Consider the following 10,105-nt stretch of genomic DNA (forward strand, 5'->3'; position numbering starts at 1 on the left):
ACTGCTTTGTCAACATTCTCTGCGGATTGATTGCCTACTGCCATCAACCGAAGAAGCCAGCGATTGCCATTGACCACAACTTGCTGCCTTCGGCTTAACCCGAACTGACGTTAGTTAGCTGTTACATTCGGAGAAAATCCATCATGATTTTGCGAAGCAGAAGATAAGGGAGCTATCATCTGACCAAGTGCCAGCAGGTTGATTATAAGTTCCAGAACCTATCATCTCTGTTACAGGTGACTTCACCGATTGATTTGGTAATAAATTTGACTGGAAAACCCAACGCATCACCGGCATAGGCACCGATCAGCCCTGCTAAAACTTTAGAGCTTCTTTTCATTTCAAGTGTTTTATCCGGACTGCTGATGATTCCAGGGTAGTTGGCGATCGCGACTGTGCGTGCATTCAGTCCGTAGTGATTTAAGAGCTAGCAGGGATGGCATTATCTCAAGGAGAATTAGATGCTTGAAGGCGTCATTGTTCCTCTACGCTGCCAAAATTTCCCAACTCTTCGCTCCCACTGCTGCCAGTAAATCATCATATTATCTGGTTCAAACCAGAACACCTCAGCAGGCATTTTCGGAACCGCTACAACCAGCAAGGCATGACTCAGATGGATGCCGTACTCTTGGTAAAATTGATTAACCGCGCCCATATAAGCCGCTAACTGGATCGGGCTATCGCGGAGGCGTTCTACTGACCCTTTCGGTTTATCAGCGGTTTTCCAGTCACAGACGCAGGGAATGCCCTTATAACTCGCAACGCAATCCACTCGACCGGCATAACTCAAATCGTAGTGGAAGATAGAACCTTCCACCAGCCTTACCTCGTGAATGTCTTGTAACACCGGCTCTATGCTATCCCAGTAAGGTTTAGCCGCGTCTGGACAGGCGACATTTTCTCCCAGTAGATAGCGCTGAATGTGCTTGTGCGTGGACGTACCGCGACGGCTAGCCGCACCAGAAATTCGGTTGGCTTCCTCTGCTCCAACTCGGTTGCGCCAGTTGAAGAGTGCTTCTCGATCTTCTTGCGGTTTGGTGGCGTTGAGGATAGTGGAGACGCTAGGAAAGCGATCGCCCTTAGCATCCACATAATATTGTTTCCCAGATTCCCGCAGCGTTTTAGCACGGTGATGAGGCAGCAGATTGAGATTTAACGTCATTATTGTCTAGTTATTAAATCAACCAGTTAGGATGATAGCTGCCGATATGGAACGTTCAATAAGGGGCTGAGACGTCCTCTTTAGACACCTTGCTCAGGCTAATTCCGTTCCTGCTCTCTTGCAACCAAACGCAAATCCATTCGCATGTGGGGCGACCTTTACAAGTCCTTGCCTGTTGTTGCTGTCATTATTTGTGTACAGTGACTAATTATTTGTCGTCAAGACACATTGATGTCATCGCTCGAAACTTTTTATTGATAAGGATTTCAAAGATTTTAGCATTTTCAGTCTATTAAGCCGCTAGTGACTAATTAGATGTCATATTGGGAAAATGTGACAATTTAATTGTCGTTTTATGAAAATGGAGTATTTAAGAATGTGACAAATTAAGTGTCGCTTTTTTAAAACAGCCGATATAATTACATTATGTGTTTTTAAAAGATTTATTTATCCTGAAATGAAACCTGACGAGCAAGTGGCTTCTGACCCTGTTGAGGCTAATGCGATCGCTTCTGAGCTTCCAGAAGAAGCGAGACCGAAGCTGGAGGTAATGCTGAGTCTAATTGAACCGTGCGATCGCACGACCTACGGAGAACGACTCCGAGAAGGTGCCAAGAAGCTTGGCGTTTCCTTGCGTTCCGTACAAAGGTTAGTTAAGACGTATCAGGAGGAAGGATTATTGGCTCTTACCTCAAGCACTAGAGCTGATAAGGGCAAACATAGAATTAGTGAGTTGTGGCAGGACTTCATCATTAAGACTTACCAGCAGGGCAATGAGGGCGGTAAGCGGATGACTCCCAAGCAAGTTGCTCTGAAGGTTCAAGCAAAAGCTTCAGAGATTGGTGACGAGGAGCCACCTACTTATAGAACGGTCTTAAGAGTGCTTAAGCCGCTTCAAGAGGAACAGGCGAAGGCGAAAAGTATTCGCACTCCGGGTTGGCGGGGTTCGACGCTTTCGGTGAAAACTCGTGATGGGGATGACCTAGAAATTAACTACAGCAATCAGGTTTGGCAGTGCGACCATACCCGTGCGGATGTGTTGCTGGTGGATCAACATGGAGAACTGATTGGTCGTCCTTGGTTAACCACTGTCATTGATAGCTACTCTCGCTGCATTATGGGCATCAATCTAGGCTTTGATGCACCCAGTTCTCAGGTGGTTGCTTTAGCCTTACGTCATGCGATTTTGCCGAAGCAATATGGGGCAGAGTACAAGCTGCACTGTGAGTGGGGGACGTATGGTAAACCAGAGTATTTCTACACTGATGGAGGTAAAGACTTTCGCTCCAATCATTTGGCAGAAATTGGGGCACAGTTAGGTTTTGTGCCTAAATTGCGGAACCGCCCTTCTGAAGGGGGGATTGTTGAGCGTCCGTTTAAAACGTTGAATCAGAAGTTATTTTCAACGTTATCGGGTTACACGGGTTCAAACGTCCAGGAACGTCCTAAGGAGGCGGAAAAGGACGCTCAATTAACGTTGAGGGAGTTGGAACAGGAAGTGGTTCGCTTCATTGTTCACCGATACAACCCAGATATTGATGCGCGGATGGGCGATCAAACCCGCTATCAGCGTTGGGAGGCGGGACTTAGAGGGCAACCCGAACTGATGTCTGAGCGCGATTTAGATATTTGCTTGATGAAAGTGGCAAGGCGCACGGTGCAACGAGGTGGGCATTTGCAGTTTGAGAATGTGATGTATCGAGGCGAGTACCTGGAAGGGTATGCAGGAGAGACGGTAAGTGTCAGGTATGACCCCAGAGATATTACGACGATATGGATTTATCGCCAAGAGAAGCAGCAGGAAGTCTTCTTGACTCGCGCTCATGCTCAAGAGTTAGAGACGGAGCAATTGTCTGTAGATGAAGCGAAAGCCACTGCTAAGAGGCTACGCGAGGCAGGGAAAGCAGTTAGTAATCAGTCAATTCTACTGGAGGTTATGGAGCGAGAAGCATTGAGCGATTGGGCTTCGCCCAGTGCCAAAGGCAATCGCAAGAAAACTCGCAAGCAGAGGCAGAAGGAAGAACAGAGTTATAAGCAAGTTCAAGCAACTCTTGTGGTTGAAGTGGTTGAACCTGTTGAGTTAGATGCAGAGCAAGCAACTCAGACGGAATCGGAATTTGCTGAGATTGAGGTTTGGGATTATGACAAACTGCGTGAAGATTACGGGTGGTAAGTGATGACTGAAGCGAAGTCAATTGCTCAACAATTAGGGGAACTCAAAACGGATGAGCAGTGGTTACAAGCTGAAATTGCTCGTCTGAATAAGTCCACTATTGTCCCTCTGGAGCATGTTCGAGATTTACATGGGTGGTTGGATGAAAAGCGCAAAGCTCGTCAGTCGTGTCGTTTAGTGGGAGAGTCGCGGACGGGTAAGACAGTCGCTTGTGAAGCTTATACCTTACGCAATAAGCCGAAGCAGGAGGGACGGCAAACGCCGATTGTTCCTGTGGTTTATATTATGCCGCCGTCTAAGTGTGGGGCGAAGGATTTATTTAAAGAGATTATTGAATACTTGCGATATCGAGCGGTTAAGGGGACGGTATCTGATTTTCGCTCTAGGGCGATGGATGTGTTGAAGGGCTGTGAGGTGGAGATGTTGATTATTGATGAAGCCGATCGCCTCAAGCCAGAAACATTCCCGGATGTGCGCGATATTAATGACAAGTTAGAAATTGCGGTGGTTTTGGTGGGCACGGATCGCCTGGAGACGGTGATTAAGCGGGACGAACAGGTTTATAACCGCTTTCGCGCCCATCGTCGGTTTGGGAAGTTGGCGGGGGAAGAGTTTAAGAAAACGGTGGCAATTTGGGAGGAGAAGGTTTTGAAGTTGCCTGTTGCCTCGAATCTAACGAGTCAGGAAATGCTGAAAATCCTGATGAAGGCAACGGCGGGTTATATCGGTAGGTTGGATGAGATTTTGCGGGAAGCGGCGATTAAGTCGTTGTCTAGGGGGTTTAAGAAGATTGACAAGAAGGTGTTGCAGGAGGTAGCCAGGGAGTATTCATGACGCTGACAAATGAGATTCAACCTTGGCTGTTTCCCGTTGAGCCGTTGGAGGGGGAGAGTTTCAGCCACTTTTTGGGCAGGTTTAGGCGACGGAATCATTTGAGTCCCAGTGCGTTAGGTACGTTGGCGGGGATTGGGGCGGTGGTGGCGCGATGGGAGAGGTTTCACCTCAATCCGTTTCCGAGTGCCAAGGAGTTGGAGGGGTTAGCGAACGTGGTGGGGGTTGAGGCACGGAGGTTGCGGGAAATGTTGCCGCCGCAGGGCGTGGGCATGAAGTGCGATCCGATTCGCTTATGTGGGGCGTGTTATGCCGAGTCGCCTTGTCATCGAATGGAGTGGCAGTTTAAGTCAACGGCAGGGTGTGAGACGCATCAGTTGAGGTTGTTGTCGAAGTGTCCCAGGTGTGGGGCGAGGTTTAAGATTCCGGCGTTGTGGAAGGATGGGTGTTGCGATCGCTGTCGTTTGCCTTTTGGGGAGATGGGGGAGTATCAGAAAGCTTTTTGAGCGAAGTATTTTTCTTGATTAACGTTCCCAATCAAGGACGGCAGATAATCTTGAACTCAGCCTAACGACCAAGTTGAGCGGCAGCAGACGCCCATGCAACTCAATTAAGATTTTTCAACTGCCGCTCCAACGACTTGTCAGACCGCTTAATGAACTAAATCTACTTCTCTAAACAGTCTTTGCAGGACAACTTACCGTTTTTCCGACATCTCATCCTACAGATGCCTCTCGATTGTGTCCTAATTGGATAGAAAAACTCAGCATAACTATCCCCCCGGCTCGATTGCCACGATTAAGCCACTTCTCATCAAATTATGAAAAAGCAAATACAGATTGAGAATGCTCACTTTTCCTCAACGGCGGGCGTGGTGTCGAGCCAGTACCGAATCACGCCAGGTTTGCGGGGAGTTCGTTCCAGTTTCCCATTCACAGCAGTTTCATCTGCGTTACTGCGATCGATTTCACGGCTCTTGAGCAACCAGTAGGCCGCAAATGTCCAGATACCCGCAACCTCAACGAAAAACACTGTGTGAGTCCCAAAGGGACGGAGATGAAAAAACTCCAGCAGGGCAACCACTAGCGGAAACACCCACATCACTAGTCCAATAATGCGATACCACCATTCGTAAAACGCTTTCGTATTCGGCTCTTTGAGCAGGGGCAGTGTATCTCCAGACCGGAAAATGCAAACATAGCCGATCGCCAGGAAGAACAGAATTGCGGCGACTCCATGAACTGAGACTTTCGGGCAGGTTGCGCCACAGGTCCAGTCCATCGGGAACATAGCGACGACGATCAGCAGCACGCCGGCAACATTGAGGGCTATGTTCTCGCGCCGTCCATATCCCCGGTAGAGCACCAGGAAAACACCGATCGCCCAGAGAATGCCAACAAACCAGTTCCGCATTACCCCGTTGCCCGCAATCTCAAGCAGTCTTGGAGGTTGCGCTGTCGGCACAAAGGCATGGTAATAAGCACTGATTGAATCCTGAAGTGGCAGTCCATACTTGATGATTCCCCAAACTGCCAGAATGACTGGGAGCGCGATCGCCAGGTAACCTATCCCATGCCGCAGCGCACCGTAAGTCGTAATGATGTGCCCCTCAATAGAAGATAGACCTGAGGATAAACGAGTTTGACCCATACAAGTTACTCACTTATTTTATTTATTTGACAGATTGATTTGTTTGATACAACAAGCCCGTCCTGTGCGAGTCCGTAGAACTTAAATAAGGTTCACATCTCCCGCATCTGCCACCCATTTACTGAAAGATGGTTACGACATCAGGACAATGCAGAAGTTGCTGGGGTAGAAAGATGTACTAAACGACGCTTATTTACACTTATATGTTGAATTGAGGTGATATAGGTGTGCCTAGTCCGCTTGACTAACGATACCTTCAGAGGTTTAACTGTTCATCTGCTATCCAACTATTTAAGATTATTTCGCAAGCATTGATGAATGGGATCGCCCTCCGCACACAATTTGCGCTCGCACCCTTCAGCAGCCTCTAATCAGTACTCAAGGCAAGAGGGCTTCTAGAGACTGCGCCCTATTGACTCATCAGCTCAATTAATTCATTGACGACGGACTCTGGATTTTTTTCGCACAGTTTGGCATCAAATCGGTAAACTCGAATGCCGCTATGTTCAAAGAGCCTTTCTCTTTCGTGTTCCTTCGCTCGTTTCTCTGGGAAGTGCCAGTAGCCATCTATCTCCAAAATTGCCCATTTGAATCCTAGTCGAGTTGGGCAACAGACTAAAAAATCTACTTCAAAACTTCTGTGATATTTTCCTAACCGAGTTAGGTTGTTTGGGCAATATAGCACTCCCTTGACTTCAAGTACCTGTGCTACTTTAATTTCTGCTTGGGAACGGAAACGCATTTTTTCCCAACTGGAGACTTTCTGGTTGGGGTAGAGTTTATGGCAATGATTTAGTCCCATTGGGGCAAGAATCGTCCCCTCCAAGTTGGTTCCTGTGAGATTAGCGTCTGTCAGTTGGCACTGAGTCAGATTGGCATAACTGAGGTCGGCACCGCTGAGGTCGGTTTCTGATAAATCGGCATAAGCTAAATTCGCTTCGCTCAAACAAGCCCCTCGTAAATTAGCTCCTATTAAACTCGCATTAAGAAGGCTGGCACTTTTTAAGCATGCTTGACTTAAATTCGCTGTCCAAAAACTGGCATGATGCAGGATAGCTTCATGCAAATTTGCCTGATACAGGTTAGCTTCACACAGGTCAGCGTGGCTGAGGTCAATGCCCGTGAGGTTGGCATTGTTCAAGGTCGCCTCTACAAATATGGCCTCGCGGCATATAGCATGGCTGAGGTTGGCATTGTTTAATCTGGCACTCCATAGCTGGGCTTTCCTTAGGTCAGCCTGTTCTAAATTGGCATTATCGAGTAGCGCTTCTGCCAAAATTGCATTTTTTAGGTCAGCTTGTTGGAAGTTAGCACCGATTAAGTTAGCGCCCTGAAAGTTAGTTGACCTCAAGAAGGCAGTAGCGAATCGTACCCCCTGTAAATTTATGGCTGCGAGGTTAGCCCAGCTTAAGTTAACACCACGAAAATCTGCTTGTGCCAAGTCCACTTTATAGGGATTGGCTTCAACGGGAATTTTTCTCTCTTGTTGTAAGCGTTCTAGCTCAAAAGCAGTCTCGGCTTGGATGGCGCTTTCTGGTCTAACCTCCTCGTTCATGGATGACTCTTTACTCTGAGTGTTGTGCATAACAAAGCCACCCTATTGTGAGGGTGGCTGATAAAGACAGGTCAATTTGGTCTTGAAATTTGGCTGAACTTATGAAGGTGCTAACGAGTTACTGACCTTCTTTAGAACACAACCGATTCTTGAGTTCTTCTGGAATGTCTTCCCAGTGTTGCAGGAGGAAGTCCATTAAGGCGAGATGGCGCAAATCGTTGTGCATCGGGCGGCGGTAACTTTGACCTCTTTTAAACCAGCATCGGACGGTAGACATGGAACGAGCGCAGATTAACGCGATCGCTTCGTGGTTCACTTGCCATTTGGCGTAGAACTGCTGCGGTGTCATCCCAAGTTGACAGTAACCGTAGAAGTCGATTAGGGTTTGCTCTCGTTCGGTAAGAGGACGAGGATTCATGAGGCTTCCTCCAGGGGTTCAAGGTCGTCCTCCCAAGCAATATCGGCAATAGTCCAAGGGGAACTGGGGGAGAGTTTATCGAGCCAGATGAGGTAGCACCACGTCCAAGCGCACTGGTGGGGAGCAAAGCTGTAGAATCTCCCAATTACAACTCCCCAGTCTGTTGTGCTGCCCTCAGGAATCCAGCGCAGTTTGTCGCCGTACAAGTAGCGAGGGGTCTGAACGTTGGGGAAGTTGGCAGGCAGGTCAACCGATGAGGGCGGGAATACTTGGTGAACTAAGCTGGGGGGTATATCGCTGCTGCCGTGACGGATGGCGTTTAAGTAACCCGCGATCGCTTTCCCTTGAAGGTTGGCGGTTAATTGTCGGATAAAGATGGCGGCTAGGCTTTCGCGTTCCGACTGAGTTAGGTTCATCCACGCCGCATCGAAGTCAGCGTCGGAGTAGGTTTCCAGGCGGGTGAGTAGGTGGGTTATGCCGAAATCGTCTAAAGCCTGCTGATAGGCACACTGACTATCAGTTGAATAGCCAACTGGTCTTATCATTATCAAAGTCTCCGTTTACTTGGAGCCAAAAGCCAGCAGCAAAGAGTTTCCGAGGCTCACTCGCTGGCTTCTGACCTTTTCATGGGTTAACCCAGTTATCAAAGGTTAACCCAATTGCCAGTATAAGAGCAAAACAGTTGTGCGAGTATGGGGTTAACAAGGTTATCTAAACTGAACAGGCAATGGCGAAAGACCCGATGGTGGGCGCTCGTATCCCACAGGAATACATCGATGAAATAGATGCTCTCTCGCAAGCAACGGGACGATCGCGATCGCAGATTATTCTTGAGGCGGTGGAGGCTTATTTGGGTAAAGAGTCAGGCGGTAACGTTCAGTCTGAGCTAGCTGCTCTCAGACGGGATGTAGAAGCTTTAAAAAAGAAACCTGGTCATTTGATGAGGCTAGAAGCCAGTTAAGCGAGTTAGCAGCCCGGATGGATGCAGTAGAGACGCTTGTCGGAGCTGGTACTCCAATCGCGCTAACTGAAGATGATAAAGAGTTGATAATGGCGGCTCTAGAGCAACTAATCGACTTAAGCAGGGATGAACTAGCAGGGCGGGGGCTTTACCAGCAACGTAAGGCTGAAGGCGATCGCATTGATCAGTTACAGCAGCAGATTGAGGCTTGGCAGGCAATGCGGTCGAAGTTGGGAGGGATTCAAGGTGAATGAGCGATCGCATTCCTTTTGTCAAATGCGATTGTCAAATGCGATTGTCAAATGCGATCGCATCCATCGCTATAGCAGCAGATCGAGGTGTGGGAAGCCTTGCTACAAACGTTGGGAGTTATTAACCCTCTTAGCAAACTCCCGCACTTTCTCGTCTGGGTCATTTTCGGCTCTATCGCGCAACAAGGCGAGAGTCTGGGGATGACCAGGATATTGCTCAATAATTGCCTCAAGTGCTGCTAGGCGAGGGTTATCTTCCCAGAGTTCCTGACACTCAAAGGGGTCATTAATAGCGCGATCACATAAAAATTCAAGTATCCCAGGCTCATCCTTCCAGTCTTCAGCTAACTTTTGAAGTCCTGCTATTCGTATATACAAATCATTATCTAGCTGAACGAGTGCTTTGAGCCAGGGTATGGCCTCTGGATTGTCCATCCAGTTTTTGGCTAGTGCTTTTATTGTTGCTTGTCTTACATCAAAAGTGTTATCAGACAAGACGAAGGTTTTGAGCCAATTCAAGATATCAGAATTATTCTTCCAACCCTTAGCTAACCTTTGCAGTGCTAGCCTTCGCACATATTCATTTTCATCCGATTGAGCGCGGGATTGGAGGATAGGTAAGGTATCAGGGTTATTCTTCCAACCTTTGACTAACTCTCGCAGTGCAATTCCTCGTACCACCCAATGATTATCTGACTGAGCGCAGGTTTTGAGCAGAGGTAAGATATCGGGGTCATCCTTCCAACCCTCGGCTAACTCTTCCAGGGCAACTCCTCGTATCCCCCAATGATTATCTGGCTGAGCGTAGGTTTTGAGCAGAGGTAAGATATCGGGGTCATCCTTCCAACCCTCGGCTAACTCTTCCAGGGCTGTTCGTCGCACCTGCCAATAATTATCTGACTGAGCGTAGGTTTTGAGCAGAGGTAAGATATCGGGGTCATCCTTCCAACCCTCGGCTAACTCTTCCAGGGCTGTTCGTCGTACCTGCCAATAGACCTCTTGCAAAAGTCGTCGCTGGGGTAATATGAGGTCTGAAATTATGCGCTCGCTCACCTGTCTTCTACGCTCACCCCTGGTAATTCATAAGTAAAGCTAATGAAATAC

At 48.1% G+C, this 10,105-nt stretch carries 12 protein-coding genes and 1 pseudogene; 6 read left to right on the forward strand and 7 right to left on the reverse strand.

Annotation, left to right across the window (positions count from 1 at the left end):
* Positions 1-202 precede the first annotated feature (202 nt).
* Both NC996_RS27580 and NC996_RS27585 read right to left on the reverse strand, forming a co-directional pair.
* Positions 203-340 carry a hypothetical protein gene (locus NC996_RS27580; RefSeq protein WP_190684900.1) on the reverse strand — a complete coding sequence of 46 codons (138 nt, stop codon included), beginning with the start codon at positions 338-340 and terminating at the stop codon, positions 203-205.
* Between the two features lie 117 nt (positions 341-457).
* Positions 458-1,162, reverse strand: coding sequence for a PD-(D/E)XK nuclease family protein (locus NC996_RS27585; protein ID WP_190684902.1), 705 nt, complete (start codon positions 1,160-1,162; stop codon positions 458-460).
* A gap of 457 nt (positions 1,163-1,619) precedes the next feature.
* Between NC996_RS27585 and NC996_RS27590 the strand changes: the two genes are divergently transcribed.
* Genes NC996_RS27590 through NC996_RS27600 form a run of 3 tightly spaced genes read left to right on the forward strand, consistent with a single transcriptional unit; the run spans position 1,620 to position 4,672 of the window.
* Positions 1,620-3,335, forward strand: a complete 1,716-nt coding sequence (locus NC996_RS27590; protein WP_190684905.1) for a Mu transposase C-terminal domain-containing protein — start codon at positions 1,620-1,622, stop codon at positions 3,333-3,335.
* 3 nt (positions 3,336-3,338) lie between these two features.
* Positions 3,339-4,169 carry a TniB family NTP-binding protein gene (locus tag NC996_RS27595; RefSeq protein WP_190684908.1) on the forward strand — a complete coding sequence of 277 codons (831 nt, stop codon included), beginning with the start codon at positions 3,339-3,341 and terminating at the stop codon, positions 4,167-4,169.
* The gene (locus tag NC996_RS27600) at positions 4,166-4,672 is read left to right on the forward strand and encodes a TniQ family protein (RefSeq protein WP_190684911.1); all 507 of its coding nucleotides are present in this window, start codon (positions 4,166-4,168) and stop codon (positions 4,670-4,672) included. Before NC996_RS27595 ends, NC996_RS27600 begins: the two co-directional genes overlap by 4 nt.
* Positions 4,673-5,015: 343 nt before the next feature.
* On the opposite strand, the gene NC996_RS27605 is transcribed toward NC996_RS27600, so the two are convergent.
* On the reverse strand, positions 5,016-5,816 hold the full coding sequence (locus NC996_RS27605; RefSeq protein ID WP_190684914.1) for a hypothetical protein: 801 nt from the start codon (positions 5,814-5,816) through the stop codon (positions 5,016-5,018).
* Between the two features lie 103 nt (positions 5,817-5,919).
* On the opposite strand from NC996_RS27605, the pseudogene NC996_RS27610 reads away from it, so the two are divergent.
* Positions 5,920-6,031 (forward strand): annotated as a pseudogene (locus NC996_RS27610) (integron integrase); the annotation flags it as partial.
* Positions 6,032-6,225: 194 nt separating this feature from the next.
* Here NC996_RS27610 and NC996_RS27615 read toward each other — a convergent pair.
* The 3 genes from NC996_RS27615 to NC996_RS27625 all read right to left on the reverse strand — a co-directional run bounded on the left by NC996_RS27615 (position 6,226) and on the right by NC996_RS27625 (position 8,334).
* Positions 6,226-7,371, reverse strand: a complete 1,146-nt coding sequence (locus tag NC996_RS27615) for a pentapeptide repeat-containing protein (RefSeq protein WP_190684916.1) — start codon at positions 7,369-7,371, stop codon at positions 6,226-6,228.
* A 118-nt stretch (positions 7,372-7,489) separates the two neighbouring features.
* Positions 7,490-7,789 (reverse strand): helix-turn-helix domain-containing protein, encoded by a 300-nt coding sequence (locus NC996_RS27620; RefSeq protein ID WP_190684919.1) that lies wholly within the window; start codon positions 7,787-7,789, stop codon positions 7,490-7,492.
* Complete coding sequence (locus NC996_RS27625; protein ID WP_190684922.1) at positions 7,786-8,334, reverse strand: hypothetical protein; 549 nt, start codon at positions 8,332-8,334, stop codon at positions 7,786-7,788. The genes NC996_RS27620 and NC996_RS27625 overlap by 4 nt, the downstream gene beginning before the upstream one ends.
* Positions 8,335-8,516: 182 nt before the next feature.
* Here NC996_RS27625 and NC996_RS27630 point away from each other — a divergent pair, with 182 nt between their 5' ends.
* Together NC996_RS27630 and NC996_RS27635 are read left to right on the forward strand one after the other, a co-directional pair.
* The gene (locus NC996_RS27630; RefSeq protein ID WP_190684926.1) at positions 8,517-8,750 is read left to right on the forward strand and encodes a ribbon-helix-helix domain-containing protein; all 234 of its coding nucleotides are present in this window, start codon (positions 8,517-8,519) and stop codon (positions 8,748-8,750) included.
* A gap of 17 nt (positions 8,751-8,767) precedes the next feature.
* The gene (locus NC996_RS27635) at positions 8,768-9,004 is read left to right on the forward strand and encodes a hypothetical protein (RefSeq protein ID WP_190684929.1); all 237 of its coding nucleotides are present in this window, start codon (positions 8,768-8,770) and stop codon (positions 9,002-9,004) included.
* Positions 9,005-9,103: 99 nt separating this feature from the next.
* On the opposite strand, the gene NC996_RS27640 is transcribed toward NC996_RS27635, so the two are convergent.
* On the reverse strand, positions 9,104-10,054 hold the full coding sequence (locus tag NC996_RS27640) for a HEAT repeat domain-containing protein (protein WP_190684932.1): 951 nt from the start codon (positions 10,052-10,054) through the stop codon (positions 9,104-9,106).
* Positions 10,055-10,105 lie beyond the last annotated feature (51 nt).

This window comes from Trichocoleus sp. ST-U2, from assembly GCF_039961875.1.
Lineage (GTDB): Bacteria > Cyanobacteriota > Cyanobacteriia > Cyanobacteriales > FACHB-T130 > FACHB-T130.

Excerpts from the sequence above, each read along its gene's own strand:
- NC996_RS27580 (WP_190684900.1), bottom strand. The coding sequence starts at position 340 with ATGAAAAGAAGCTCTAAAGTTTTAGCAGGGCTGATCGGTGCCTATGCC.
- NC996_RS27585 (WP_190684902.1), bottom strand. The coding sequence starts at position 1,162 with ATGACGTTAAATCTCAATCTGCTGCCTCATCACCGTGCTAAAACGCTG.
- NC996_RS27590 (WP_190684905.1), top strand. The coding sequence starts at position 1,620 with ATGAAACCTGACGAGCAAGTGGCTTCTGACCCTGTTGAGGCTAATGCG.
- NC996_RS27595 (WP_190684908.1), top strand. The coding sequence starts at position 3,339 with ATGACTGAAGCGAAGTCAATTGCTCAACAATTAGGGGAACTCAAAACG.
- NC996_RS27600 (WP_190684911.1), top strand. The coding sequence starts at position 4,166 with ATGACGCTGACAAATGAGATTCAACCTTGGCTGTTTCCCGTTGAGCCG.
- NC996_RS27605 (WP_190684914.1), bottom strand. The coding sequence starts at position 5,816 with ATGGGTCAAACTCGTTTATCCTCAGGTCTATCTTCTATTGAGGGGCAC.
- NC996_RS27615 (WP_190684916.1), bottom strand. The coding sequence starts at position 7,371 with ATGAACGAGGAGGTTAGACCAGAAAGCGCCATCCAAGCCGAGACTGCT.
- NC996_RS27620 (WP_190684919.1), bottom strand. The coding sequence starts at position 7,789 with ATGAATCCTCGTCCTCTTACCGAACGAGAGCAAACCCTAATCGACTTC.
- NC996_RS27625 (WP_190684922.1), bottom strand. The coding sequence starts at position 8,334 with ATGATAAGACCAGTTGGCTATTCAACTGATAGTCAGTGTGCCTATCAG.
- NC996_RS27630 (WP_190684926.1), top strand. The coding sequence starts at position 8,517 with ATGGCGAAAGACCCGATGGTGGGCGCTCGTATCCCACAGGAATACATC.
- NC996_RS27635 (WP_190684929.1), top strand. The coding sequence starts at position 8,768 with ATGGATGCAGTAGAGACGCTTGTCGGAGCTGGTACTCCAATCGCGCTA.